Here is a 25,299-nt window from a genome sequence, read left to right as displayed (position 1 = left end):
CGCCGTGCGAAAGGGAGCAGAAATGAGGATTTCGTACGTGATGGTCGCCGCCCTGGGCCTGCTGGCTTTCGACGCCAGTGCCCAGAAGGCCTGTGAAACCAACTACACCAAGACCGGCAGCTTCTTCGCCGGGCGCACCTTCACCACCTGGGACGTGGTGCCCAACGTTACCCCGGCCGACGCTCTCAAGCGTATCCAGATCGAGGGCGTGAAGTCGGGCCTGAAGGTGGCCAGCGTGGACAAGGACCTGGGCATGCTGACCCTGGAACAGAACGTCCAGTTCAATGGTGGCCAGACCACCCTGCCGTGGAACGTGCTGGTTGAAGCCGAGGGCAAGGGTTCGAAGATCACCGTGACCAAGACCACCCCGGCCACCTACGCCACTGGCGAGGACTTCCAGAAGAAGTCGATGTGTGGCGTGATCGAGGCTGCCGCGCCCAAGTAAGGGGTTGGCGGGACCAGATCCCTTTCACTGGCAAGGGATCTGGTCCTACGCCTGAACCCGGCCCCGGGTCTGTGGGACAATAGGCCGCCCGCACGTCCGCGGCCGCCTCCCGATTCCGACAGAACCATGACGCAGCCTACCCGTCGCCAGTTGGCCAACGCCATCCGCTTCCTCGCCGCCGATGCGGTTGAAACCGCAAAGTCCGGCCACCCCGGCATGCCCATGGGCATGGCCGACATCGCCGAAGTCCTCTGGAACGACTACCTCCGCCATAACCCGAGCAACCCGCACTGGTTCAACCGCGACCGTTTCGTGCTGTCCAACGGCCACGGTTCGATGCTGCAGTACGCGCTGCTGCACCTGAGCGGTTACGACCTGCCGATCGAGCAGCTCAAGCTGTTCCGCCAGCTGGGCAGCCACACCGCCGGCCACCCGGAGCGCCACGAGACCCCGGGCGTGGAAACCACCACCGGCCCGCTGGGCCAGGGTTTCGCCAATGCCGTCGGCTTCGCCCTGGCCGAGAAGCTGCTGGCACAGCGCTTCAACCGCCCGGAGCTGGAAGTGGTCGACCACCGCACCTGGGTGTTCATGGGTGATGGCTGCCTGATGGAAGGCGTGTCGCACGAAGCGGCCTCGCTGGCCGGCACCTGGGGCCTGCACAAGCTGGTCTGCTTCTGGGACAACAACCACATCTCGATCGACGGCAATGTCGAGGGCTGGTTCACCGACAACACCCCGGAGCGTTTCGAGGCCTATGGCTGGAACGTGGTTCGCGATGTTGACGGCCACGACCCGGACAGCATCAAGGCCGGCATCGAGGCCGCGCTGTCGCAGAGCGACAAGCCGACCCTGATCTGCTGCCGCACCACCATTGGTTTTGGTTCGCCGAACAAGGCGGGCAAGGAATCCAGCCACGGTGCCCCGCTGGGCAAGGACGAGCTGGAAGCCACCCGCAAGCAGCTGGGCTGGGAGTACGGCCCGTTCGAGATCCCGCAGGCGATCTACGACGGCTGGCGCGCCAATGGCGCCGGCACCCTGCGCCAGGCCGAGTGGGAACAGCTGTTCGACAAGTACGCCAGCCAGTATCCGGCGGAGGCGGCTGAGCTGACCCGCCGCTCGCACGGCGAGCTGCCGGCCGACTTCGTTGCCAAGGCCGATGCCTACATCGCCCAGGTGGCCGCTGAGGGCCCGACGATCGCCTCGCGCAAGGCCTCGCAGCTGGCCATCGAAGCCTACGCCCCGCTGCTGCCGGAAATCGTCGGCGGCTCGGCCGACCTGGCGCACTCCAACCTGACCCTGTGGAAGGGCAGCAAATCGGTTGCCAGCGACGACGCCAACGCCAACTACGTGTACTACGGCGTGCGCGAGTTCGGCATGACCGCCATCGCCAACGGCCTGGCCCTGCACGGTGGCTTCATTCCGTTCGACGCCACCTTCCTGGTGTTCAGTGATTACGCCCGCAACGGCGTGCGCATGAGCGCGCTGATTCCGGCCCACGCCATCCACGTCTATACCCACGACTCGATCGGCCTGGGCGAAGACGGCCCGACCCACCAGCCGGTGGAGCACCTGGCCTCGCTGCGCTATATCCCGAACAACGACGTGTGGCGCCCGTGCGATGCGGTCGAGTCGGCCGTGAGCTGGAAGGCCGCGATCACCCGCCAGGACGGCCCGAGCTGCCTGGTGTTCAGCCGCCAGAACCTGCCGCACCAGCCGCGCAGCGCCGAGCAGATCAAGCAGATCGAGCGCGGCGGTTACGTGCTGGCCGATGCCGCCGGTACCCCGGACGTGATCCTGATCGCCACCGGTTCGGAAGTCTCGCTGGCTACCGAAGCCAAGGCCCAGCTGGATGCGGCCGGTATCAAGACCCGCGTGGTCTCGATGCCGTCCACCGACGTGTTCCTGCGCCAGGATGCGGCCTACCGTGAATCGGTGCTGCCGAACGCGGTGCGCAAGCGCGTGGCCGTGGAAGCTGGCGTCACCGGTTTCTGGCGCCAGTTCGTCGGCCTGGACGGCGCGGTGATCGGTATCGACACCTTCGGTGCTTCGGCCCCGGCCGACCAGCTGTACAAGCACTTCGGCATCACCACGGCGCACGTGGTGGAAGCCGCCAAGGCGCTGTAAGCAGCCTCTCGGCGCAACAAAGGAAAGGCCGGCGGAAGCCGGCCTTTCTCGTTGCCGGAAGAAAAAGGGGACGGAGGGAATTAAGTCGTTTGTGCACAAACGACTTAATTCCCTCCGTCCCCTTTTTCTCAGGCGGTACGCGCCAGCGCCAGCCGCAGCAGCCGCGCGTCCAGGCGTTCGGCGAAGTCTTTCGGTGCCTGCAGGCCCATGCGCTGCAGGTACACGGCATCGCCGTCGCCGGCCGGTTGCCGCAGCGCTGCCCAGACGGTGCGCAGCTTGTCGCTGCGGGACTGCGTGTTGGCCTTCAGCCACGCCAGCGCTTTGACCAGCACCTGCTCGATCTCGTTGAAGTCGCTGCCTAGCGGGTAGTCCGGCAGGCTGCCATCGGCACGGAATGGAGCCAGTGCCGCGGCCAGTGCCTGCGGCGTGTTGCGCTGCTGGCGCTGCGGGTCGGGCTGGGACGCCGCCAGCAGCTTGCGCGAGGCGTGTGCCTGCTGCAGCAGATCGCCCTGGAAGGGCGCTTCGGTGATCGCGGTCATCGCATGCACGCAGTCTTCGTCGGTCAGGCCGCGCAGATCGGCGATGCCGTATTCGTTGAGGTAAATGTCGCGCAGGTGGCGCGGGATGGTGGTGTGGCCGTAGTTCCAGCGCACGTTCGATTCCCGGTGGCCCTTGTCATCGCGTGCGGCACGGAACATCAGCACGCTGCGCGCTTCCGGCAGGGCATGTGCCATCGCCACGAAGTTGTACTGGCCGCCCACGCCGGACACCACGCGTCCATCGTCCAGCGCGTCCGACACCGCCGCGCCGAGCGCGGTAGCCATCATGCAGGAATTGAAGAAACGCGCATGGCGGCGCTGCAGGCGCTCCAGTGCCTCGTTACCGCCATACAGCTGGTTGATCTCGCTGATGCGGCGCATGCCAATCGCACGGCATTCGTCTTCCGGCAGCGTGCGCAGCCACTCGTAGAACTCCGGTGAGCCCAGGTAGAACGCACCATGCAGGTACTCGCCTTCGGCGGCCAGGGTGGCATGGTCGATGGACAGCGTGCTGCCATTTTCGATGCGTTGCATCAGCGCCAGGTCGTCGTGCACCTTGCGCTTGATCACCCCGGTCTGCACCAGTCGGCGGAAGCCCTCGTTGAGCATCTCGCTGCAGCCGTACAGTCCCACTTCGAACGGGTCCACGCCGCCGATCTCCTGCACCAGCGGGTGGCTGGCCAGCTGCGGATCAAGTGCATGCAGCACGCGGCGGTAGCGCGCGTTGTCGGTGTGGCGCAGCACCAGCGCATGGCTGAGCGCGTCGGCCAGCGTGCCGATGCCGATCTGCAGGGTGCCGCCGTCGCGCACCAGGGTGCTGGCATACAGGCCGATGGCGTAGTCGGCATCGCCGACCGGCTGCCGCGGCAGCCCGAACAGCGCCGGGTACGGTGGCGGTGGGGTGATCACCAGATCGAAGAACGACACATCGACCGTCGCCGAGCCGGCCAGGTAGGGCAGCTGCGGATCGATCTCGGCGATCAGCAACGGGCGCGGCAGGCCGCGCGCGGTCATAGCATCGAGCGTGTCCTGGGTGATGTCGTTGTTGCACGACAGCGAAAGCCGGCGGTCATTCGGCCGCATCGCCACCTTCTGCACGATCACCTGCGGTGCGCGCTGAGCGACCGCATCGGCGGCGTGGGTGTAGTTCAGGCTGGTATAGCTGGATTGCGCCTGCCGTGAACCGAGCAGGGCGCCGGACTGCATGTAGAACTCTTCCACCTGCACGTGCGCTGGCAACGCGTCGCGCGCGATAGCATCGGCATAGGCCAGGCGCGGGAAATCGTCGCCGAAGTGGCGCTGCGCAAACGGCGCCAGGAAGCGTGCCTCCAGGCCGTTGCCACGCGCCTTCGGCGGATTCAACGACAGCGCGGTATACAGCTGCAGCGGCCGTGAGGGATCGTGCTCGACGCGCGCATACAGGGCGTTGAGCAGCCGATGTGGCTTGCCCAGCGCCAGCGGTGCCCCGATCCGCAGCGGCCCGTCCACGCGCGCTAACAACCAGTCGACGGCGGCGTCCAGGTCGGTGAGGTGTTCGGTCATGCGTGGCGGTCCTGCGTGCGGGGGAGTGCGGGCATTACAGCATGTCGGGCTTGAACCGCCGTCGACGCGAGACTTCCACGCCGGACACCATGAACTGCCCGTCGCCGCGGTAATGCACCGTGCGCGGCAGTTTCGGCCGGGACGCAACATGGGCGCGCACGATCTCCCAGATGAACAGGTTGCTCGACGCCACCTGGCTGTCGTCGTACAACCGGCATTCGAAGTTCGAGTGGCATTGCCCGACCAGCGGCGCACCGACCTCGCGCGCGGGCAGCGCATCGAGCCCGAAACGGGCGAACTTGTCGACCTCGCGGCCGCTGCAGTTGCCGATGTCCACCACGGTATCGAGCAGTTCCACGCCGGGTACGTTGATCACGCACTCGCCACTGCCGACGGCCAGTGCATGGCTGTGGTTTTCATTCCACAGGTAGGTGGCGACCAGCGACGGCGAGAAGCCCATCACCATGTGCCAGCCCATCGTCATCAGGTTGCGCTGGCCGCGCCAGGCGGTGCTGACCAGCACGATCGGGCCGGGTTCGAGGAAGCGTCGGGCCTGCTCGACCGGGAATTCCTTCTTGGGAAGCGCTTTCATCCGAAGCCTCGGCCGGGAGTGCTCGATGCTGGCGCAAAGCCGATGAATCCGGAGTCGAGGGGCTTGACAGGAGGTTCGATTACGCGCGTAATCAGATTATCGATTACGGATGTAAACCATGACCCCGATCAGCGAAGCCGAAGCCGTTGTGATGGAGGTGCTGTGGCAGCAGGCACCGCGCAGCGCCGATGATGTGGTGGCTGCGCTGGCTCACCGCGACTGGGCCGAGCCGACCATCAAGACCCTGCTCAACCGCCTGCTGACCAAGGGCGCCATCGCCGCTGAGCGCGATGGCCGGCGCTATCTGTATCGCCCGCTGTTGCAGCGCCAGGTGTGGGTGGAGGCGCAGAGCCAGGACTTCATCGGCCGTGTCTTCGAAGGGCGCGTGGCGCCGCTGGTCGCGCACTTCAGCGAACGCGGCCAGTTGAGCGCACAGGACATCGCCGAACTGAAGAAGCTGATCCAGGAGCTGGACCATGACTGAGCTGCTCGGTGGACTGTGGCAGGCCAGCGTGTGGCTGGCGGCAGGCGTGATCATGCTGGCTGTGCTGCGTCCGTTGCTGCTGCGGCTGGGCGGCGTTGGACTGGCCTATCGCAGCTGGTGGTTGCTGCCGATGCTGCTGTTGGCGCTGATGCTGCCGCTGCCGCAGGTTGCGCTGTTGCAGCAGGTACCGACGTTGCCGCTGAAAGTGATGCCCGGTGCCATCGATGCGCTGAGCCGGCCGTCGCTGCCATGGGGTGGGCTGTTGCTGGCGCTGTGGGCGACGGGCGCAGGTGCCTGCCTGTTGCGCGACCTGCGCGCGCAGCGTCGCTTCGAACGGCGCATGGGCCAGCTGACGCCGCGCACCGATGGCAGCTGGCAGGCCAGTGGCGACCCCGGCCTGCCCGCGCTGGTCGGGTTGTGGCGGCCGCGCATCGTGGTCGGTCCTGACTTCGATCAGCAGTTCAGCGCGCAGGAACAGAGCCTGATCCTGCTGCACGAGCGCAGCCACCGCCGCAATGGCGATCACTGGGCCAATGGTGCGTTGCTGCTTATGCGTGCGGTGTTCTGGTTCCACCCGCTGGTGCCCTGGGCCGCACGCTGCTTCCTGCGCGACCAGGAACTGGCCTGCGATGCCCGCACCATCGCCCCGCAGCCTGCGCTGCGCGGGCTTTACGCCAGCACGCTGCTGAAGGCGCAGCTGGTCCACCCGGTTGCGCCAGCGGTCTGCCATTGGCGCAGCCAACCCGTGTTGAAGGAGCGTATCGCCATGTTGAAGCAGTCCAAGCGGAAGGCATTGCCGTGGGTATCGGGGCAGGTGCTGGTCGTCGGGTTGTGCCTGGGAATGGGCGCAGTAGCGTGGGCCAGCCAGGGCGATGCGATGGCTGGCCGCCCGGCAGCGGCGGTCATGGATCGGGAGATCCAGGTCGTCAAGATGCCACCGCCTTCCTATCCGAAATCCGCGGTCGAGGAGCGCCAGGTGGGCGTGGTGAACCTGCGCGTGGAAGTGGATGCCAGCGGCCAACCCACCGATGTCAGGGTGCTCAGTGCCACCAATCCGGGCGTGTTCGACGCGGTGTCGATCACCGCAGCGCGCAGCTGGACCTATCGGCCGGCGATGAAGAACGGCAAGCCGGTGGCAGGCGCAGTGAAGATTCCGATCACCTTTGCGATGGACAACAGCGAGGACGCCCAGTGAAGTCCGCGCCGCTGCTCGTGGTGGCGGCGCTGATGATGGGGTGTGCGAGCCAGGAACGGCTGGCCACCGTGCACACCCGCAGCGAGAATGTCGGCCACCAGCGACTGCAGCCGCAGGCGGGCGGTGGCAGTGGGCAGTTGCAGGCGTATTCGCTGGGTGCGACCGAGGGCTACCGGATGCCGCAGTTGTACGCGGCACCGGACCCGGAGGTCGGCGATCGTGACCCGCGTGCGGAACTGGCGCCGACCACGATCTGCCTGCAGGTGGTGGTTGATGCCAACGGCGTCGTCGAGCGCAGCCTGCCATTGACCGATCGCCCGGAGTGCGCGGCAGGTGCTGCGGGCGAGAATGCGCCCCTGCTGCAGGCTGCGCAGGAGGCCGTGGCGATGTGGAAGTACTCGTCCGCAGCGGTCTGCCACTTCGCGGCTGGCAAGGTGCCTGCCGACCGCGGTGACTGCCGGGGCGCCGAACGGGTCGAGCCGGTGGCGGTCACCCTGCAGTACGCCTTCACCTTCGAGATCGTGAAGGGCCAGCATGTGGTGCGCACGCAGGGAAAATGAACGCTCGCGGTCCGTGATGGAAACCGATGGCGCCGGGCTCTGCCCGGCGTACGTCAGGCCCCTCCCTGGATGTTGGCCTTCACCGCCGGTTGCATCAGCTTCGGTTCTTCCAGCGTGGCATCGCGGGCCTGGCGCACGCTGACGAACTCTGCCTCGGCCACGCCGTCATGCACGTGGATGTTGTGCGCGCGCTGTTCACCGATGGTGGTTTCGTTGGCGAAATCACGGCCCCCCGGGCCGTAGTCGTGGCAGACGAAAACCCGGGTGGTATCGGGCAGCGCCAGCAGGCGCTGGATCGAGCGATACAGCTGCGCGGCATCGCCACCCGGGAAATCGCAGCGTGCGGTGCCGCCGTCGGGCATGAACAGCGAATCGCCGGTGAACAGCGCATCGCCGATCAGGTAGGCGATGCTGTCGCTGGTGTGGCCGGGCACGGCGATCACCTGTCCTTGCAGCTCGCCAATGGCAAAGGTTTCGCCGTCGCTGAACAGGTGATCGAAGATCTCATCGGCGGCCGGAAGCTGCAGGCCATAGCGCGGCGCGAACGTGGCTTGCACCGCGCGGATACCTTCACCGATGGCCAGCGTGGCCTGCGGGAAGCGCTGCTTGAGCCGGCGCCCGGCCGACACGTGGTCCGCATGGGCATGGGTTTCCAGCAGCCAGCGCAGCTGCAAGCCTTGCTGTTCGATGGCCTGCAATGCGGCATGCAGCGGCGCTTCACTGCTGGCGTCGGTATCCGGGTCGTAGTCCAGGACCGGATCGATCAGCGCCGCATCACCGCTGGCCGGATCGCTGACCAGGTAGCTGAAGGTATTGCTGTCACGGTGGAAGAACGACTGCACCTGGACCGGCATCGGAACTCTCCTCAGCGCGTGCCGAGCACGCGGTTCAGCAACTGCGCCAGGTTCTCGCCGGCCAGTCGCAGCTGCGCTTCGGCCAGCGGCCGGTAGCGCTCGGTGTATTCGTCACCGATTTTACGCGTGGCCGGATAAACGCCAGCTTGCATGGAAATGCGGCAGCTGGCCTCGGCCCAGGTCTGTGGGTCGCGCTGCGGGTTGGACTGGCGCGCCAGCTTCGGCGCGCGCTGGCTCTGCAGCAGCGGCAGGTAGCCGGCGTCGTCCAGCTTGCGGGTGTTGAGCATGCCGCTGTCCCACAGCGAGTGCAGGTTGGTACCGCGGTTGCCGAACTGCAGCTGGAAATCGTTGCCGCCCTTGTCATGAGCGTAACCGGCATGCATCGGCTGGTGGATGTCGCCGACCAGGTGCACGACGAACTTCAGTGCCTGCAGGCGCTCGCCATCGGTCAGGCTGCGGTCGCCCAGGATGGCGCTCTGTGCTTTCAGGGCCTCGACGATGCAGTTGCCGTTCCTGCAGTGCTTCGGTGCTTCGTAATGGCAGTCGTCTTCGGCGATGTTGACGTAGTGCCAGCCGGCCGAACGACGGCCCAGGCCGGGGTCCTTGGCGCGCAGCTGGTCGGCCCACGGCGCGATGCTGGCCAGGGTGGCGTCCGCTTCGGTGGCCAGCAGGCGGTCCACTTCGGCGCGGGCGGCGGGGTTGAGGCGGGCGTCGGCGACTTCGGCAACCAGGCGGTGGCCTTGCGCGCCCCAGGCATGGGCGGGGGCGGAGACGGACAGCAGGGCCGGCACCAGGGTGGCGGCGAGGAACAGGGAGTGCAGGGCTTTCATGCACATATTCTAGCGGGGTAGGTGGATTGAAGAGCGGCGCGTTGCTGTCTGCTGGGGGCTGGCTGCAGGGGCTGGCGCTGCGGGACACGTTGCAAGTACGTCCCTGTAAGCTCGTCCGCGGCATTCATGCCGCGGACGGTCCCGCAGCGCCTGCCCCTGCAGCCCCATCCAACATGGCTGCGGAGGCGGATGCAAACGTCAAAGGCAACATCAAGAACAAATGCAGGATCAAAATCCGCCTTTTGCAATTGCAGGCAACCATTACGCCTCGGATGTACAGGCTCTGCTCCCCGCCTCGCCCCAGCTCCGGAACCGCTTCAGTCCCAGGCACAAAAAAGCCCCGGCAATCACCGGGGCAACATGCTGCGAGGGTTTTGCGTATAGCGGGGGAGCGGGGGGCGAAGCCCCCCGCACTCAACACACCGCTTTAGAACTTGAAGACGTACGAAGCGCCGTAGACCAGCGGATCGATGTTGACGGTGCCGATCTTCTCGCCGTTCAACTTCACCTTGCTGTCGATGTCGATCCAGCGCATGTCCACGCGCAGGGCGCCCTTCTCGCCGATCGCGAAATCGATGCCCGCATGCGCGGCCAGGCCCCACGAATCCTGCAGCTTCAGCTTGCTGCCGGCCAATGCACCGGTGGTATCTTCGCTGAAGAAGGTGGTGTAGTTCACACCTGCACCGACGAACGGCGACACCTTGCCCTTGCTGTTGAAGTGGTACTGCAGGGTCACCACCGGCGGCAGCTGCTTGGTGCTGCCGACGCGGCCCAGGCCGTTGATGTTGATGTCGTGCTTGAACGGCAGCGCGGCCAGCACTTCGATGCCCAGGTTGTCGGCGATGAAGTACTCGCCGGTGATGGTCGGCTTGACGTCGTTGTCGACGTCGACCTTCAGGGTGCCGCCGGCCAGCCAGCCGTTGTTCGACTTCGGCGCCACCTGGTGCACGCCGGCCGAAACGGTCCAGTCGCCCTTGGACTGGGCCATGGCCGGGGCGGCGGCGAGGGACAGGGCGGCGGCCAGGCTGGCCACGATCAGGGAGGAGGTCTTGCGCATGGGGGTGTTCTCGTTGCTGGGTGGATGGCGACAGTCTCGGCCTCACGCCGCGCTAACGCTTTGATCCGGATCAAATCCTGTCCGCCGACCTGCTGGCGGCCCGGCCTGGCCCACGGTGGCCAGCCCCGGCCTGCTAGACTTGTGGGCCCTATCCATCCCGCCGCACCCGTCGCGGCTGCAGGAGCTTGAGAAATGGCAATCAAGGTTGGTATCAACGGTTTCGGTCGCATCGGGCGTAACGTCCTGCGCTCGGCGGTGCTGAACTTCGGCGACGACATCGAAATCGTGGCCATCAACGATCTGCTGGAGCCGGATTACCTGGCCTACATGCTCAAGTACGACTCCGTGCACGGCCGCTTCAAGGCCGACGTAGCGGTGCAGGGCAACGACCTGCTGGTCAACGGCAAGAAGATCCGCCTGACCCAGGAACGCGACCCGGCCAACCTGAAGTGGGACGAGGTCGGCGCCGACGTGGTGCTGGAAGCCACCGGCCTGTTCCTGACCAAGGAAACCGCGCAGAAGCACATCGATGCCGGCGCCAGGAAGGTCATCATGTCGGCCCCGTCGAAGGACGACACGCCGATGTTCGTGTTCGGCGTGAACGACAAGACCTATGCTGGCCAGGCAATCATCTCCAACGCGTCGTGCACCACCAACTGCCTGGCTCCGCTGGCCAAGGTCATCAATGACAAGTGGGGCATCAAGCGCGGCCTGATGACCACCGTGCATGCGGCCACCGCCACCCAGAAGACCGTCGATGGCCCGTCCAACAAGGACTGGCGCGGCGGCCGTGGCATCCTGGAAAACATCATTCCCTCGTCCACCGGTGCGGCCAAGGCCGTCGGCGTGGTCATCCCGGAACTGAACAAGAAGCTGACCGGCATGAGCTTCCGCGTCCCGACCTCGGACGTGTCGGTGGTCGACCTGACCGTCGAGCTGGAGAAGGAAGCCACCTACGCCGAGATCTGCGCTGAAGTGAAGGCACAGAGCGAAGGCGCGCTGAAGGGCATCCTCGGCTACACCGAAGACAAGGTCGTGGCCACCGATTTCCGCGGCGAGACCTGCACCTCGGTGTTCGACGCCGACGCCGGCATCGCCCTGGACGGCACCTTCGTCAAGCTGGTGACCTGGTACGACAACGAGTGGGGCTACTCCAACAAGTGCCTGGAAATGGCCAAGGTCATCGCCGCCAAGTAAGGCCGGTGTAGATCGCAGACGGACCCCGGCCTGGCCGGGGTTCGTCGTTTATGGGACCCACCCTGTCGTAGCATGGGGCGGTCGACCGCCGCCGCTGGGGCGCGGGATCGCATTGGAAGCACGCAATGGAAGCACTGATAGCCCTGGTCGTACTGGTTCTTCTGGCCATTCCGCTGTTGCTGGTGGTCGCGCTGGTGATGATTGCCGGCCTGCGCCGCCGCGTCGCTGCGCTGGAAAGCGCGATGGCCGCCGCGCCGGCCGCCGTCAGGCCGGCCGCCACCGCACCCGCGCCTGAACGGCCTGTGGCCGCACCTGCTGCCAGCGCCGATCCACCGTTCCTGCGGCCGGCCGCCGCTGCTGCTGCGCCTCAGCCCCCGCAGCCACCGGTGCGCGAAGCAACGCCCACCGAGGTGCCTGTCCCCCGTCCTGCTGCGCCACCGCCGGTGCCGCCGGTGCCGGTGCAGCCGCCGCTGCCTTCCGAACCGGAACTGCCCAATGTCATCGAGCGTGGCATCGGTGCGGTCAAGCGCTGGTTCACCGAAGGCAACGTGCCGGTCAAGATCGGCATGCTGGTGCTGCTGGCCGGTGTCGCAGCGCTGCTGAAGTACGTCAGCGACCAGGGCTGGCTGGTGCTGCCGATCGAACTGCGCCTTGCCGGCATCACCGTGGCTGCGCTGGGCCTGCTGGCCTTCGGTTGGCACCAGCGTGAACGCCGGCGGCTGTTTGCCCTGGCGCTGCAGGGCGGTGCCATCGGCGTACTGCTGCTGACCATCTTCGCGGCGTTCAAGCGCTTCGACCTGATTCCGCCGGCCTTTGCCTTTGCCAGTTCGATCGCACTGGTGGCCGGGCTGTGCGTGCTGGCGGTGGTGCAGAACTCGCGCACGCTGGCCGTACTGGGCATCCTGGCCGGCTTCATGGCACCGCTGTGGCTGTCCACCGGCAGTGGCAACCACGTGGGGCTGTTCAGCTATTACGCCGTGCTCAATGCGGGCATCTTCGCCATCGCCTGGTTCCGCCCGTGGCGCGCGCTGAACCTGCTGGGCTTCGCCTTCACCTTCGGCATCGGCACCTTCTGGGGCGTGCTGCAGTACGCACCGGACAAGTTCAGCAGCACCGAGCCGTTCCTGGCGCTGTTCTTCGTGTTCTACCTGCTGATTCCGCTGCTGTACGCGCGTCGCCAGCCGGCCGGCCGGCGCGACCTGATCGATGGCAGCCTGGTGTTCGGCACGCCGCTGGTCGCGTTCTCGCTGCAGGCAGGCATGCTGCACGCGCAACCGATGACGCTGGCACTGTGCGCGCTGGGCCTGGCGGCGATCTACGCGGTGTTGGCCCGGGCGCTGATCGCACGTGCGTCGTACACCGTGCTGGCGCAGTCGCATGCCGTGCTCGCGGTGGGTTTCGCCACGCTGGCGGTGCCGCTGGCATTGTCGGCGCGCGCCACGGGCGCCGTGTTTGCACTGGAAGGCGCTGGCCTGGCGTGGTTGGGGCTGCGCCAGAAGCGGTGGCTGCCGCAGGTCTCCGGCGCGTTGCTGCAGATCGGCGCCGCATTCGCCTTCGTTGCCGGTGGCGACCACTGGCACGAAGACCTGCGCTTCCTGATCAACCCGACCGCCGTTGGCGCGCTGTTGCTGGCCCTGGCCGGCTTCGCGTCGGCGTGGAGCTACCAGCGCAGGCCGCGTCATGAGGTCGCACTGGTGTATTACCTGTGGGGCCTGCTGTGGTGGCTGGGCGGCCTGGTCCATGAGATCACCCGCTTCTTCCCGTACCGCACCGAAGTGGACGCGTTGCTGGTGCTGGCCGCGGTCACTGCCTGGCTGGCGGCCGAAGCGCAGCGTCGCCAGCCGGCGCGTGCGCTGGGCGTGACCGCGCTGGCCATGCTCGCGCTGGGCTTCCCGCTGGCCCTGATGCAGAGCGATGCACACCACCAGCCGTTCGCCGGCCACGGCGCGCTGGCCTGGGCGGTGTTCGCGGTACTGGGCGTGCGTACCCTGCTGTGCCTGCGCCAAGGCGGCGATACCGTGGCCCGCATCGCGCAGTTCCTGTGGTGGCTGCTGTGGCCGTCGCTGCTTTCGTTGCTGGCCTTGTGGGGTAGTGGCGAGGCCGGCCTGGCGCAGGGTTGGACGACCCTGCTGGTGACCTTGCCGTGGCTGCTGATGGCGGCGCTGTCGCTGTGGCGCTGGAACGCATTGCGCTGGCCGCTGGGCGCGGCATTCGACAGCGCGCGCGTCCCGCTGCAGTGCGTGCTGTTCGGCCTGCTGGCGATCGGTTGGCTGCTGGGCCAGCTGCTGCCGGGCGACGCCGCACCGCTGCTGTGGCTGCCGGTGCTGAATCCGGCCGAGATCGGCCAGTGGCTGAGCCTGCTGCTGCTGGCGCGCTGGCTGTACGGCAGTGAGGCACCGCAGGCATTGCTGAACATCCGCATGCCGCTGCTGGCACTGGCGGCCTTCCTCGCGTTGACCAGCCTGGTGCTGCATGGCGTGCACCAATGGGGTGGACTGGCGTGGAATGCCTCGATGATGCGCTTCAGCCTGGCGCAGACCAGCCTGACCGTGTTGTGGAGCGTGCTGGGTGTGATTGCCTGGGTGTGGGGTTCGCGTCGCAGCCAGCGTGTGTTGTGGATGGTCGGTGCCGTGCTGATGGGCGTGGTGCTGGCCAAGCTGGTTATTGTCGATCGCCAGCACCTGGGCAACCTGCTGGGCATCGCATCGTTCATCGCCTACGGCCTGCTGTGCACGGTCGTGGGTTATCTGGCACCGGCACCGCCAAGCGCGGCGCCGACCGTGGAGGAAACGCAATGAGGAAGTGGAGCAGGGCGCTGCTGCCGGCGATGTTCGGCATGCTGGCCGCCGTCGTGGTACAGGCGGCTGATTACCGCACGCAGTATGCCGAGCAATGGCCGCTCACATTGTCCAGTGCGCAGTCCGGTGCCTACCGTATCGTGCTGGAGCCGGCGATCTACCGCCGTGCCGTGACCGCCGATCTCAGCGATCTGCAAGTGTTCAACGCGGCCAGCCAGTTGTTGCCGTCGGCACTGCTGGCGCCGGACCAGCCGCTGGCGCAGTCGCCGGTGCAGCGTGAACTGCCGTGGTTCGTGCTGCCGCCGCTGGCCGATGCACAGCGCAACGACCTGCAGCTGCTGACCGAGCGTGATACCGATGGGCGCGTGCGCCGGGTCGAAGCACGGGTGGGTGGCGGGGCTGGGTCGAGCGGGCAGGGCGGCTGGCTGATCGACGCCAGCATGCTCGATCAGCAGCCGCTGGCGGCACTGGTGCTGGACTGGAACGACAGCGGCCAGCCGCTGCAGGTGCAGGTGCAGCTGGATGCCAGTGACGACCTGCAGCACTGGCGATCGATTGGCCGCGACGTGCCGCTGGTGGATCTGCAGCGCGCCGGCAAGCGCCTGCTGCAGCGCCGCCTGCAGGTGGACGGCGCTGCACGCTACCTGCGCATCCTGGCGCAGGGCGACTCGCGCCTGCCGACCCTGCGCGGCGTACTGGCGGAACTGCCGCCAGCTCCGGCCACGCTGCCCTGGGAATGGCTGTCGCTGGAGCCGACGTCGTCGGGCAAGGGCGAGTACACCTTCGAGATGGATGGCCGGTTCCCGGTGGCACGTGCCGATGTCGCCAGCACCGATAACAGCCTGGTGCAATGGACGCTGTTCAGCCGCGATGACGAGAGTGCGGAATGGCAACGTCGCAGCGCGCCGTGGATCGCCTACCAGGTGCAGCAGGGTACGCAGGGCCAGCGCCAGCAGTCGGCGGCACAGCCGCTGGGCAGCGTGCACCGCGACCGCTACTGGAAGCTGGTGGCGAATCCGGCGGAAACCGCCACCGCGCCGACGCTGCGCCTGGGTTACCAGCCGGAAGTGCTGGTGTTCCTGAGCCAGGGCGCGGCGCCCTACGCACTGGCGGTGGGCAGCGCGACCGCGCGCCGCACGGACGCGCCGATCGGGGTGCTGATCGAGGAACTTCGGCAGCGCAACGATCCTTCGTGGCAGCCAACACTGGCGCGCCTGGAAGGCAGCCCGGAGCCGCTGGCCGGCGATGCGGCGCTGAAGCCGCAGCGCGATTGGAAATCGTGGTTGCTGTGGGCGTTGCTGGGCCTGGGCGTACTGGTGGTGGGTGGCCTGGCGCTCAGCCTGCTTCGGCAGAAGCCTGCGCCTTCGGCGTAGGTTCCGGCGAACGGCGCAGCCCCTCGTGGGTGGGGTTGGTCGTGCAAAGCAAAAGCAAAAGCCGCGCTTGGCCGGGCGGGGTGGGTTCGTGGGGGACGCCGCAAGTACGTCCTTGTAGCAACTGTGTTGACGGAGGGGCCTGGCCCCTCCATGAGACGGGCACGGTAGTGCCGGCCGCTGGCCGGCAGCCTTTTGGGGCACGCGCAGGCTGGCTTCAGGCGGGGATCGATCCGCCTTGAGCGTCACGCACGCGGGCGTTGAGAATCACCAGCATCTTCCGCATCACCGCCACGATGGCCACTTTCCCTTCCTTGCCGCGGGCCCGCAGCGACCGGTAAAAGTCCCGCAATCGTGGCTCATGTCGCATGGCCGACATGGCCGACATGTAGAGCACCTGGCGGATCTCGGCCCTGCCACCGTGGATGCTTCGCCTCCCTCGCATGGCCCCGCTGTCGTGGGAGATCGGCGCCACGCCGACCAGGCTGGCAATGGCTTTTCCGCTGATCTGACCCAGCTCAGGCAGGTAGCTGGCCAGCACCGCCTGCAATGCCGGGCCAACCCCTTTCATCGACTTCAGCACTGCCAGTTGGGGCTGCTGCGCGACCTGTTCAGAGATCTGCTTCCCCAGTCGCTCGACCAGTGTCTGCAGGCGAATGATGTTGCCTTGCATCTGCCGGCGTAGCTCGCGGTCAGTCACCATTTCCTGCTGTTGGCGGGCTACGGTCAGTGCCTGCATCGTTTGTCGACGCGCCCGCACAAACTCGCGCAGTTTCCGCTGCCAGGGCTCCAGTGGCTGATAGGAAGGCAGTTCCACCAGTGCGGCCATCTGCGCCAATACAAGAGCATCCAAGCGGTCCGTCTTGGCCACTTTACCCAGCCCCTGAGCCAGTCTACGCGCCCGCAGGGCGTTGGCGCGGATCACCGGATGGCCGGCCTTGTGAAGAAAGTCCAGGACAGTCTGCTCATAGCCGCCAGTGGCTTCCAGAACGATCTGAATGGCCGGCCGCGTGCTCAACCAAGTGCTCAATTCAGCATAGCCAGAGGGGCTATTGCTGACCTGCACAGTCTCGCCGTCTGTCGTGCCGATATCCAGTCGGCGCTTGCTCACATCGATCCCGATCCCGTTCATTGCCCGACTCCGTATAGTCTGGAAGGGTCGAGAGCTCCCCCGCTTGCCCAGTCTTATCGCTTCGAGTGTCAGCTCCAGCAACTGTTCGGGCGGATCAAGGGAGAATCCGGTGTGGGCGCCAAGCTACATGGCGATCGTCGAGATCCAGGCTCGTACGGCGGCCCACGCCGGCTCTCGACACCTACGCTGACAGATTTCCATCAGATAAGGCTTGGCAGCCGCATCCATGCGGCTGGCACCCCCGCGAACCCACCCGCCCGGCCTCTGACAATTTCCGTGTGCGTCCACCCACGGAAAGAAAAAAGAAGAGCAAAAGCTGCTTGGCAGGGCGCTCTTTGTAGAGCCGAGCCCATGCTCGGCTGCTGTTCGCGATAGACCCAGCCAAGCACGGGCTCGGCTCTACATTTTTCTCCGACACCAGAAACCGCTTTTGCCTTTGCCATCTGCATCACCTCAGGTGCCTGTCGAGGCCGGGGCGGTGTGGGCTGGCAGGGGTGTCAGCCGCATGGATGCGGCTGCCAAGCCTCCAGGGATGGATTCACGGCGTCCCCTGCCAGCCCACACCACCCCGGCCCACTCACAGCACCACGAAGCGCCAGCGCTTTGGCCGTTGCTGTTGCTGTTGCATTTGCCCTGCGCCTCTGCCTGCCGCAGGCATCGGCCCTCCCACCAGCCGCACCCGATACAATGGCCGTCTGCCGCAGACCGGCATCCCGTCCCCGAGCCAAAGAGTTGCCCATGTCCATTGTCCGCATGACCGACCTCGACCTCTCCGGCAAGCGCGTGCTGATCCGCCAGGATCTGAACGTGCCGATCGAGAATGGCCGCATCACCTCCGAACAGCGCATCACCGCTTCGTTGCCGACGCTCAAGCGCGCGCTGGAGCAGGGCGCGGCGGTGATGGTCACCTCGCACCTGGGGCGCCCGAAGGAAGGCGTGTGGAGCGAGGCCGATTCGCTGGCACCGGTCGCCCAGCGCCTGTCCGAACTGCTGGGCCGCGACGTTCCGCTGGTGCGCGACTGGGTCGACGGCGTCGACGTGCAGCCGGGCCAGCTGGTGCTGCTGGAAAACTGCCGCATGAACGTCGGCGAGGGCAAGGATGACGAGGCCCTGTCGAAGAAGTACGCCGCCCTGTGCGACGTGTTCGTGATGGATGCCTTCGGTACCGCGCACCGTGCGCAGGCCTCCACCCATGGTGTCATCCGCTTCGCACCGGTCGCGGCCGGTGGCCCGCTGCTGATGGCCGAGCTGGACGCGCTGGCGCAGGCGCTGGATGCACCGGCCAAGCCGCTGCTGGCCATCGTCGCCGGCAGCAAGGTCAGCACCAAGCTGGAGTTGCTGGCCAATCTGGTTGGCAAGGTCGACCAGCTGATCATCGGTGGCGGCATCGCCAACACCTTCATCGCCGCAGCTGGCTACAACGTCGGCAAGTCCCTGTACGAGCCGGACCTGCTGGATACCGCGAAGAAGATCGTGGCCGATGCCAAGGCACGCGGCGCCGACATTCCGCTGCCGGTTGACGTGGTCACCGCCAAGCAGTTCCTGCCCGACGCTGCCGCGGAAGTGAAGGCGGTCGATGCCGTTGCCGAAGACGACCTGATCCTGGACATCGGCCCGCAGACCGCCGCGCAGTACGCGCAGCTGATCGAGAAGGCCGGCACCGTGGTCTGGAACGGCCCGGTCGGCGTGTTCGAGTTCGAGTCCTTCAGCAAGGGCACCGAAGCGCTGGCCCGCGCGATCGCCAGCTCGAAGGCGTTCTCCATCGCCGGCGGTGGCGACACCCTGGCCGCAGTCGACAAGTTCGATATCGCCGGCGACGTCAGCTACATCTCCACTGGTGGTGGTGCGTTCCTGGAATTCCTGGAAGGCAAGACCCTGCCGGCTGTCGCCGCACTCGACGCGCGCGGCGCATGAGCGCCGAGCGCGGCAAGGATGTGCTGTTCTTCGATCTTGACGGCACGCTGATCGATTCGCAGGTGGGCATCACCGCCTGCATCGCCTATGCGCTGCAGAAGATGGACCACCCGGTGCCGTCGCAGGAAACCCTGCTGGGCTGGATCGGTCCTTCGCTGCGCACCACCTTCGCGCCGTTGTTCGTCGAACCGGCGCGGGTGGAACAGGCCGTGGGCTACTACCGGGAGCGCTTCGACGTCGAAGGCTGGCGCGAGCACACGGTGTACCCGCAGGTGGAAGGCACGCTGCGCACGCTGCATGGCCGTGGACACCGGCTGGCGGTGGTCACCGCCAAGAACGAGCCGCACGCGCGCCGCATCCTCGCCCACCTGCCGTTCGGTGGGCTGTTCGAGGAGATCGTCGGTTCAACCCTGGATGGCTCGCGCAGCCACAAGCCGGAACTGGTCGGCGAGGCACTGCGCCGGCTGCAGGTGCAGCCTGCACAGTGCTGGATGATCGGCGACCGGCGCATGGACATCGAAGGCGCGCGCCACCACGGCCTGCGTAGTGTCGGCGTGCTGTGGGGCTTTGGCGGAGAGGCGGAATTGACCGAAGCCGGTGCCAGCCAGCTGGCACGTGAGCCGGCGCAGCTGGAAGCGCTGCTGGCCTAGCTTCCTGTGGAGCCGAGCCCATGCTCGGCTCCACAGAACCGCCCCCCTGCGCCAGCGTATGTCCGGATGATGTCCATTCCATGACCCGCGAAGTCAGGCGGCACAAGGCTGTAACCGTATACATGCGGCGTGAAGGATGTGCTAATTTCCGTTCTTTATCGGGAGAGGCCCATCCACCATGTTCGAGCGTCAGCGTCGCACCAAGATCCTTGCCACCCTCGGTCCGGCCACTGACCCGCCGGGCGTGCTGGAGGATCTGTTCCGCGCCGGCGTCAACGTGGTGCGCCTGAACTTCAGCCATGGCGATCCGTCCGGCCAGGCCAAGCGTGCCGCCGAAGTGCGTGCCGCTGCGGCCCGCGTGGGCGTGGAAGTGGGCATCCTGGCCGACCTGCCGGGCCCGAAGATCCGCATCGAGCGCTTCGCCGAAGGCAAGGTGCAGCTGAAGGCGGGCGACCGCTTCGACCTGATCGCCAGCGAGAACGCCGGCCCGGGCACTGCCAGCGAGGTGGGCGTGAGCTACCTCGGCCTGCCGCAGGACGTCGGCCCGGGTGATGTGCTGCTGCTCGACGACGGCCTGATGCAGTTGCAGGTGGTGGAAGTACAGGGCGACCGTATCGTCAACACCGTGCTCAACGATGGTGTGTTGTCCGACCGCAAGGGCCTGAACAAGCAGGGCGGCGGCCTCTCGCTGGGTGCGCTGACCGAGCGCGACAAGGAGCTGATCGGCATCGTTGCCAAGATTGGCGTGGACTTCATCGCCGTGTCGTTCTGCCGCAATGCGCAGGACATGAACGATGCGCGCGACATCGCCCGTTCGCACGGCTGTGATGCCGCGCTGGTGTCGAAGATCGAGCGCACCGAGGCAATCGAGAACCTGGAAGAAATCGTCGAGGCCAGCGACGTGGTGATGGTCGCCCGTGGCGACCTGGGCGTGGAAATCGGCGATGCCGAGCTGCCGGGCCTGCAGAAGAAGATCATCAAGGCGTCGCTGGCGCAGAACAAGGTGGTGATCACCGCCACGCAGATGCTGCAGTCGATGGTGGAAAGCCCGATCCCGACCCGCGCCGAAGTACTGGACGTGGCCAACTCGGTCATCGACGGCACCGACGCAGTGATGCTGTCGGCGGAAACTGCCGCTGGCGCCTACCCGGTCAAGGCCGTGGAGGCGATGGCACGCATCTGCCTGGGTGCCGAGCGCCAGTTCCAGACCGAGACCGACTTCAACGCGTCGCCGCGCAACCTGGAACGTGCCGACCAGGCGATTGCCATGGCCACCATGTTCCTGTCGCAGCACGTGGGCGTGCGCGCGATCGTGGCGATGACCGAATCCGGTGGCACCGCACGTTACCTGTCGCGTTTCAGGGCCAAGGCGCCGGTGTTCGCGGTGACCCGCCATGACGGTGCGCGCCGGCAGATGGCGCTGATGCGCGATGTGTTCCCGATCAACTTCGACAGCCGCGGCCTGACCCCGCGTGAAGCCGCGCGCGGCAGCATCCGCCTGCTGGTGGAATCGGAACTGCTGCAGGCCGGTGATCGCGTCGTGTTCACCAGTGGCGAGCACATGGAAACCCACGGTGCCACCAATACCCTGCGCCTGCTGGAAGTGGGTGAGGACGGCCGCGCCATCGGCCTGGGCGACCTGTAAGCCTTGACGGTCGGGTCGGCGCTGCCGATCTGGGGTCAGAGCCCCTGCGGGGATCTGACCCCGTACTGACCAGGGGTCAGATCCCCGAGGGGGCTCTGACCCCATGCCGCAGGACATCCTTTGTCCTGCGTAGACGTGGAAGCGTTTCCATCCTGTCCTCCACGGCGAGGCAACGGGCCGCGGGGCTATACTTATGTTTTTCCCGCACCCGCCACAGGAAATACATGAGCATCGAACAGCTGGCTGAAACCGCCCAGGCCATGGTCGCCCCGGGCAAGGGCATCATCGCGATCGACGAATCCACCGCTACCATCGCCAAGCGTTTCGCCGGCGTCGGTATCGAGAACACCGAGGAGAACCGTCGCGCCTACCGCGAGCTGCTGCTGACCACGCCGAAGCTCAACGAGCACATTTCCGGCGCCATCCTGTTTGACGAAACCATCCGCCAGTCGACCAAGGACGGCGTGCCGTTCGCCAAGTACATGGCCGACCACGGCATGATTCCGGGCATCAAGGTGGACAAGGGTGCGCACCCGCTGGCCGGCTGCCCGGGCGAGCTGGTGACCGAAGGCCTCGATGGCCTGCGTGAGCGCCTGCAGGAGTACTACAAGCTGGGCGCGCGCTTCGCCAAGTGGCGTGCAGTCATCAACATCGGCGAGAGCATCCCGTCGGGTACCTGCATCGAATCCAACGCCCATGCGCTGGCCCGCTATGCAGCGCTGTGCCAGGAATGCGGCCTGGTGCCGATGGTCGAGCCGGAAGTGATCATGGACGGCGATCATGACATCGAGACCTGCTACGAAGTCACCGAAGCCACCCTGCGTTCGCTGTTCGACGCCCTGTACCAGCAGAACGTGCTGCTGGAAGGCACCATCCTGAAGGCGTCGATGGTCATCTCCGGCAAGGGCTGCGATGAGCAGGCCGACATCGAGGAAGTGGCCGAGTCGACCGTGATGTGCCTGAAGAGCACCGTGCCGGCGATCCTGCCGGGCGTCGTGTTCCTGTCCGGTGGCCAGAGCGACGAGCAGTCCACCGAGCACCTGAACGCGATGAACCAGCTGGGCAACCTGCCGTGGCCGCTGAGCTTCTCCTACGGCCGCGCCATGCAGCAGGCCGCGTTGAAGCTGTGGGCCAAGGACATGAAGGGCAACTACGCTGCTGCCCAGAAGACCGTGTACGAGCGCGCCAGGGACAACGGCCTGGCGGCGCTGGGCAAGTGGAACGGTTGATCCGTCCCATCGCTGGATGAACAAGGCAGCGCCGGCATCACGCCGGCGTTTGCTTTTGCGGGTATCTTTTCCGCCCCCATGCGCCTGGCCGGTGCGTGGGAACCACATGGAAGGCCAAGGAGAAACAACATGCGTTTGGCAGCAATCACACTGGCCGTAGCCACGGTCCTGGTCGCCGGCGGTTGCAACCGCATCGGCGGCGGCGCGGATGCGGGCAAGGCCGCGTCGCTCGATTTCGACAAGCCGGTATCCGGCGAGATCACCTCGCGCAGCGGCATCAACTACAACGACGGCAGCCACCACCAGCTCTACCAGATCAAGCTGGAAGACAAGCAACTGGTCGGACTGAAGCTGACCGGTTCGTTGAGTGGCTCGATTGCCGTGTTCAACAACGGCAGCCTGGTGGCCAGCAGCAACACCGGCTACGAGCGCGAAGGCGACGTCTCGCTGGCCTTCCGTGCCAACGGTGGCGGCATCTACCAGGTGGCGGTCAACGCCAACGGCTCGACCGACTATGGTCCGTACCGCCTGCGTGCCGAGAAGCTGGTGCCGTACGACGGCAAGCCGCTGGTGGGCAGTGGCGAGATCGTCGATATGCTGGCCAGCAACTCGCAGGACTACACCCTGCAGGTGGACAAGGCCGGCCTGTACGAGATCCGCCTGGTGTCGGATGTCTTCGATCCAGTGCTGAAGCTGTCGGGCCAGGGCGTGGATGCCGAGAATGACGACGGCGGTGACAGCACCAACTCGCGCCTGACCCTGTCGCTGAAGCCGGGCAAGTACACCCTGACCGCGCGTGGCCTGGGCGACGGCGTCAGCGGCATGTTCACCCTGTCGGCCACCCGCATCGAGCTGCCCGGCAATCTGGTCGAGCGCGATGGTACGGCGCTGCCGAAGTCGGGGAGCGTGTACACGATGCTCGACAACGATGGCCGCCGCCGCTTCCTGCTGTCCCTGGACCGCCCGGCCGATGTGCGCCTGGATGCGATCTCCAGCCAGGTCGATACCCTGCTGCGCGTGGTTGGCGGCGATGTCGAGCTGACCGACGACGACGGCGGCAACGGTACCAATTCACGCCTGGAAGAAACCCTGCCGGCCGGTCACTACACCGTCGATGTGTCCAGCCTGAACAATGGCGCAGGCATGGTGGAAGTGCGCGTGCAGGTGGATGGCGCGAGCGCCGACGGGGCCGCAGCCTCGGCGGCACGTGCCGCAGCCGATGCAGCCGCCGTGGCCGATGATGCCGCCGCGGTGGAAGCCTCCAGTCGCTGAGTGTGATCCACGCCGTGCGTGGAAGAGCACTACGCTGCAACGGAAAAGGCCGGGCAATGCCCGGCCTTTTCTTTTACCTGAAGCACCACGGTTCAGTGCGCGGCGGCAAAGCCCGTATCCCCCAGCGGCGGCAGCAGCGACCCGCGCGGTTCGCTGTCCGCGCTTTGCCCGGCGGCGCTCAACGCCTGCTGGTAGGCCTTGGCCGTCGCGGTATTGAACGCCACCAGCACGATGCGCATCGGTTGCGCATGGCTGCGCTGCCAGGCCAGTGTTTCGGTGACAGCGATCTGCGCGGCCTGGTACAACGGATAGCCATACACGCCGCAGCTGATCGCCGGGAAGGCGATGGACTGCACGCCCAGTGATTCGGCCAGCTGCAGTGACTTCCAGTAGCAGTTGGCCAGCAACGCCGGTTCATCGCGCTGGGCGTCGTGCCAGACCGGGCCTACCGTGTGCAGTACATGGCGCGCCGGCAACGCATGGGCACCGGTGGCGCGCACTTCACCCGTCGGGCAACGCACGCCCGGGCGCAGCTCCGGCAACCGCTCGCACTCTGCCCGCAAGGCGGGGCCGGCCGCACGATGGATCGCGCCGTCGACACCGCCGCCACCGAGCAGCGTTTCATTGGCCGCGTTGACGATCGCATCCACCGCCAGGGTCGTGATGTCGCCCTGCCAAACCTCGATCTTCATGCGTCCGTCTCCTGCCTGTGAGGTGATCCGCGCAGCATCTGCGCCGGCTGTTCCCACGGTAGGGGACAGGGCATCGATGCTGCGTCATGACCGTCTCACGCGCTGCGATCCAACGGCCTTCGCGCACGATGGCGGGCGACGCCTTCACGCAGGCTGAAGCGGGAAGGGGGCGGATCCTTTTCCGCACGGAAAAGGCTCTGACCCCTGCTGTTACGGCAGGCCGGCCAGCCAGTCGTCGTCGGATCCTTCGTTCACATCGGCGAACAGCGGCGTGGAGAAGTAACGTTCACCGGTGTCCGGCAGCATCGCAAGGATCACCGAGCCCGGTTCAGCGCGGGCAGCGATGTCCAGCGCGCTGGCCACGGTGGCGCCGGCGGAGATGCCGACGAAGATGCCTTCCTCGGCGGCCAGGCGACGCGCGGTGGTGATCGCACGATCGTCTTCGACCGAGACCAGTTCATCCACCACGTCGCGGTTGAGCACGTCCGGCACGAAGTCCGGGGTCCAGCCCTGGATCTTGTGCGGCTTCCAGTCATCCCCCTTGAGCAGGGCGGCGCCGGCCGGTTCGGTGGCGATGATGCGGGTCTGCGGGCGTGCCACCTTCAGCACTTCGCCTACGCCAGTGAGCGTGCCGCCGGTGCCCCAGCCGCTGACGAAGTAGTCCAGCCGCTTGCCGGCGAAGTCGCGCAGGATCTCGGCAGCGGTGGTGTTGCGGTGATACGCCGGGTTGGCCGGGTTGGCGAACTGGCTGGCCAGGAACCAGCCGTGCTGCTCGGCCAGCTCGGCCGCCCTGCGCACCATGCCGCTGCCGCGCTCGGCGGCCGGGGTCAGGATCACCTTGGCGCCGTAGGCACGCATCAGCTTGCGGCGCTCGACCGAGAAGGTTTCGACCATGGTGGCCACGAACTTGTAGCCGCGCGCGGCGGCGACCATCGCCAGTGCCACGCCGGTGTTGCCCGAGGTGGCCTCCACGATCGTGTCGCCCGGCTTGAGCAGGCCGCGTGCTTCGGCATCGAGGATGATCGCCAGCGCCAGGCGGTCCTTCACCGAGCCGCCCGGGTTGAACGACTCGACCTTGGCGTAGACGCTGACCTGTGGCGGCGCCAGGCGCTGCAGCCTGACGATGGGGGTGTTGCCGACGGTATCGAGGATGGAGTCGTACAGGGCCATGGGAGCGC

At 66.6% G+C, this 25,299-nt stretch carries 21 protein-coding genes; 13 read left to right on the top strand and 8 right to left on the bottom strand.

The window, feature by feature from the left end; genetic code table 11:
- Positions 1-22: 22 nt before the first annotated feature.
- A complete protein-coding gene (locus ACSYHF_RS16190; RefSeq protein WP_227837915.1) occupies positions 23-445 on the top strand; it encodes a hypothetical protein in 423 nt (140 codons plus the stop codon).
- A 126-nt stretch (positions 446-571) separates the two neighbouring features.
- Positions 572-2,569 (top strand): transketolase, encoded by a 1,998-nt coding sequence (gene tkt, locus ACSYHF_RS16185; RefSeq protein ID WP_111128195.1) that lies wholly within the window; start codon positions 572-574, stop codon positions 2,567-2,569.
- Between the two features lie 128 nt (positions 2,570-2,697).
- Here tkt and ACSYHF_RS16180 read toward each other — a convergent pair whose 3' ends face one another.
- A complete protein-coding gene (locus tag ACSYHF_RS16180) occupies positions 2,698-4,650 on the bottom strand; it encodes an acetyl-CoA hydrolase/transferase C-terminal domain-containing protein (protein ID WP_375368103.1) in 1,953 nt (650 codons plus the stop codon).
- Positions 4,651-4,684: 34 nt separating this feature from the next.
- Positions 4,685-5,242, bottom strand: coding sequence for a flavin reductase family protein (locus tag ACSYHF_RS16175; protein ID WP_065179076.1), 558 nt, complete (start codon positions 5,240-5,242; stop codon positions 4,685-4,687).
- 118 nt (positions 5,243-5,360) lie between these two features.
- On the opposite strand from ACSYHF_RS16175, the gene ACSYHF_RS16170 reads away from it, so the two are divergent.
- From ACSYHF_RS16170 to ACSYHF_RS16160, 3 genes are read left to right on the top strand one after another with little or no spacing between them, the layout of a single operon-like run.
- Positions 5,361-5,726, top strand: coding sequence for a BlaI/MecI/CopY family transcriptional regulator (locus ACSYHF_RS16170; RefSeq protein ID WP_111128041.1), 366 nt, complete (start codon positions 5,361-5,363; stop codon positions 5,724-5,726).
- Positions 5,719-6,921 carry a M56 family metallopeptidase gene (locus tag ACSYHF_RS16165; RefSeq protein ID WP_111128040.1) on the top strand — a complete coding sequence of 401 codons (1,203 nt, stop codon included), beginning with the start codon at positions 5,719-5,721 and terminating at the stop codon, positions 6,919-6,921. The genes ACSYHF_RS16170 and ACSYHF_RS16165 overlap by 8 nt, the downstream gene beginning before the upstream one ends.
- Positions 6,918-7,481, top strand: a complete 564-nt coding sequence (locus tag ACSYHF_RS16160; RefSeq protein WP_069139291.1) for a hypothetical protein — start codon at positions 6,918-6,920, stop codon at positions 7,479-7,481. The genes ACSYHF_RS16165 and ACSYHF_RS16160 overlap by 4 nt, the downstream gene beginning before the upstream one ends.
- A gap of 53 nt (positions 7,482-7,534) precedes the next feature.
- On the opposite strand, the gene ACSYHF_RS16155 is transcribed toward ACSYHF_RS16160, so the two are convergent.
- From ACSYHF_RS16155 to ACSYHF_RS16145, 3 genes are all read right to left on the bottom strand, one after another.
- Entirely contained in the window at positions 7,535-8,335 is an 801-nt protein-coding gene (locus ACSYHF_RS16155; RefSeq protein WP_069139292.1) for an MBL fold metallo-hydrolase, read from the bottom strand.
- Between the two features lie 11 nt (positions 8,336-8,346).
- Positions 8,347-9,165 carry a S1/P1 nuclease gene (locus ACSYHF_RS16150; RefSeq protein ID WP_065185306.1) on the bottom strand — a complete coding sequence of 273 codons (819 nt, stop codon included), beginning with the start codon at positions 9,163-9,165 and terminating at the stop codon, positions 8,347-8,349.
- Positions 9,166-9,592: 427 nt separating this feature from the next.
- Entirely contained in the window at positions 9,593-10,222 is a 630-nt protein-coding gene (locus ACSYHF_RS16145) for an OmpW/AlkL family protein (RefSeq protein ID WP_005418891.1), read from the bottom strand.
- 192 nt (positions 10,223-10,414) lie between these two features.
- On the opposite strand from ACSYHF_RS16145, the gene gap reads away from it, so the two are divergent.
- The 3 genes from gap to ACSYHF_RS16130 all read left to right on the top strand — a co-directional run bounded on the left by gap (position 10,415) and on the right by ACSYHF_RS16130 (position 15,590).
- Complete coding sequence (gene gap / locus ACSYHF_RS16140; RefSeq protein ID WP_005418885.1) at positions 10,415-11,419, top strand: type I glyceraldehyde-3-phosphate dehydrogenase; 1,005 nt, start codon at positions 10,415-10,417, stop codon at positions 11,417-11,419.
- A gap of 125 nt (positions 11,420-11,544) precedes the next feature.
- Positions 11,545-14,217, top strand: coding sequence for a DUF2339 domain-containing protein (locus ACSYHF_RS16135; RefSeq protein ID WP_065185304.1), 2,673 nt, complete (start codon positions 11,545-11,547; stop codon positions 14,215-14,217).
- On the top strand, positions 14,214-15,590 hold the full coding sequence (locus tag ACSYHF_RS16130) for a DUF3999 domain-containing protein (RefSeq protein ID WP_329915713.1): 1,377 nt from the start codon (positions 14,214-14,216) through the stop codon (positions 15,588-15,590). Before ACSYHF_RS16135 ends, ACSYHF_RS16130 begins: the two co-directional genes overlap by 4 nt.
- A 214-nt stretch (positions 15,591-15,804) precedes the next feature.
- Here the strand turns inward: ACSYHF_RS16130 and ACSYHF_RS16125 are convergent, their stop codons facing one another.
- Positions 15,805-16,719: an IS110 family transposase gene (locus tag ACSYHF_RS16125; RefSeq protein ID WP_111126928.1), complete on the bottom strand. Its 915-nt coding sequence runs from the start codon at positions 16,717-16,719 to the stop codon at positions 15,805-15,807.
- Between the two features lie 738 nt (positions 16,720-17,457).
- On the opposite strand from ACSYHF_RS16125, the gene ACSYHF_RS16120 reads away from it, so the two are divergent.
- The 5 genes from ACSYHF_RS16120 to ACSYHF_RS16100 all read left to right on the top strand — a co-directional run bounded on the left by ACSYHF_RS16120 (position 17,458) and on the right by ACSYHF_RS16100 (position 23,429).
- Positions 17,458-18,633 (top strand): phosphoglycerate kinase, encoded by a 1,176-nt coding sequence (locus tag ACSYHF_RS16120; protein WP_329916194.1) that lies wholly within the window; start codon positions 17,458-17,460, stop codon positions 18,631-18,633.
- Complete coding sequence (locus tag ACSYHF_RS16115; RefSeq protein ID WP_329916193.1) at positions 18,630-19,283, top strand: HAD hydrolase-like protein; 654 nt, start codon at positions 18,630-18,632, stop codon at positions 19,281-19,283. Before ACSYHF_RS16120 ends, ACSYHF_RS16115 begins: the two co-directional genes overlap by 4 nt.
- Before the next feature lie 178 nt (positions 19,284-19,461).
- On the top strand, positions 19,462-20,928 hold the full coding sequence (gene pyk, locus ACSYHF_RS16110) for a pyruvate kinase (protein ID WP_005418863.1): 1,467 nt from the start codon (positions 19,462-19,464) through the stop codon (positions 20,926-20,928).
- A 224-nt stretch (positions 20,929-21,152) separates the two neighbouring features.
- A complete protein-coding gene (locus tag ACSYHF_RS16105) occupies positions 21,153-22,157 on the top strand; it encodes a class I fructose-bisphosphate aldolase (protein WP_329916192.1) in 1,005 nt (334 codons plus the stop codon).
- Positions 22,158-22,286: 129 nt separating this feature from the next.
- Positions 22,287-23,429: an ABC transporter substrate-binding protein gene (locus ACSYHF_RS16100; RefSeq protein ID WP_447575806.1), complete on the top strand. Its 1,143-nt coding sequence runs from the start codon at positions 22,287-22,289 to the stop codon at positions 23,427-23,429.
- Between the two features lie 92 nt (positions 23,430-23,521).
- Here the strand turns inward: ACSYHF_RS16100 and ACSYHF_RS16095 are convergent, their stop codons facing one another.
- Positions 23,522-24,121: an O-acetyl-ADP-ribose deacetylase gene (locus ACSYHF_RS16095; protein WP_447575805.1), complete on the bottom strand. Its 600-nt coding sequence runs from the start codon at positions 24,119-24,121 to the stop codon at positions 23,522-23,524.
- A 210-nt stretch (positions 24,122-24,331) separates the two neighbouring features.
- Entirely contained in the window at positions 24,332-25,291 is a 960-nt protein-coding gene (gene cysK / locus ACSYHF_RS16090; protein WP_005418856.1) for a cysteine synthase A, read from the bottom strand.
- Positions 25,292-25,299 lie beyond the last annotated feature (8 nt).

This window comes from Stenotrophomonas maltophilia group sp. P373 (genome assembly GCF_053295075.1).
Note: the sequence above shows the minus strand (reverse complement) of the source record. Positions and strands in the feature narration are given on the sequence as shown.

Bases quoted from the DNA above. Each gene is read 5' to 3' on its own strand.
- ACSYHF_RS16145 (WP_005418891.1), bottom strand. From the start codon at position 10,222: ATGCGCAAGACCTCCTCCCTGATCGTGGCCAGCCTGGCCGCCGCCCTG.
- ACSYHF_RS16190 (WP_227837915.1), top strand. From the start codon at position 23: ATGAGGATTTCGTACGTGATGGTCGCCGCCCTGGGCCTGCTGGCTTTC.
- ACSYHF_RS16105 (WP_329916192.1), top strand. From the start codon at position 21,153: ATGAGCATCGAACAGCTGGCTGAAACCGCCCAGGCCATGGTCGCCCCG.
- ACSYHF_RS16175 (WP_065179076.1), bottom strand. From the start codon at position 5,242: ATGAAAGCGCTTCCCAAGAAGGAATTCCCGGTCGAGCAGGCCCGACGC.
- ACSYHF_RS16130 (WP_329915713.1), top strand. From the start codon at position 14,214: ATGAGGAAGTGGAGCAGGGCGCTGCTGCCGGCGATGTTCGGCATGCTG.
- ACSYHF_RS16180 (WP_375368103.1), bottom strand. From the start codon at position 4,650: ATGACCGAACACCTCACCGACCTGGACGCCGCCGTCGACTGGTTGTTA.
- ACSYHF_RS16165 (WP_111128040.1), top strand. From the start codon at position 5,719: ATGACTGAGCTGCTCGGTGGACTGTGGCAGGCCAGCGTGTGGCTGGCG.
- ACSYHF_RS16120 (WP_329916194.1), top strand. From the start codon at position 17,458: ATGTCCATTGTCCGCATGACCGACCTCGACCTCTCCGGCAAGCGCGTG.
- cysK (WP_005418856.1), bottom strand. From the start codon at position 25,291: ATGGCCCTGTACGACTCCATCCTCGATACCGTCGGCAACACCCCCATC.
- tkt (WP_111128195.1), top strand. From the start codon at position 572: ATGACGCAGCCTACCCGTCGCCAGTTGGCCAACGCCATCCGCTTCCTC.
- ACSYHF_RS16125 (WP_111126928.1), bottom strand. From the start codon at position 16,719: ATGAACGGGATCGGGATCGATGTGAGCAAGCGCCGACTGGATATCGGC.
- ACSYHF_RS16155 (WP_069139292.1), bottom strand. From the start codon at position 8,335: ATGCCGGTCCAGGTGCAGTCGTTCTTCCACCGTGACAGCAATACCTTC.
- ACSYHF_RS16095 (WP_447575805.1), bottom strand. From the start codon at position 24,121: ATGAAGATCGAGGTTTGGCAGGGCGACATCACGACCCTGGCGGTGGAT.
- gap (WP_005418885.1), top strand. From the start codon at position 10,415: ATGGCAATCAAGGTTGGTATCAACGGTTTCGGTCGCATCGGGCGTAAC.
- ACSYHF_RS16115 (WP_329916193.1), top strand. From the start codon at position 18,630: ATGAGCGCCGAGCGCGGCAAGGATGTGCTGTTCTTCGATCTTGACGGC.
- pyk (WP_005418863.1), top strand. From the start codon at position 19,462: ATGTTCGAGCGTCAGCGTCGCACCAAGATCCTTGCCACCCTCGGTCCG.
- ACSYHF_RS16100 (WP_447575806.1), top strand. From the start codon at position 22,287: ATGCGTTTGGCAGCAATCACACTGGCCGTAGCCACGGTCCTGGTCGCC.
- ACSYHF_RS16170 (WP_111128041.1), top strand. From the start codon at position 5,361: ATGACCCCGATCAGCGAAGCCGAAGCCGTTGTGATGGAGGTGCTGTGG.
- ACSYHF_RS16135 (WP_065185304.1), top strand. From the start codon at position 11,545: ATGGAAGCACTGATAGCCCTGGTCGTACTGGTTCTTCTGGCCATTCCG.
- ACSYHF_RS16150 (WP_065185306.1), bottom strand. From the start codon at position 9,165: ATGAAAGCCCTGCACTCCCTGTTCCTCGCCGCCACCCTGGTGCCGGCC.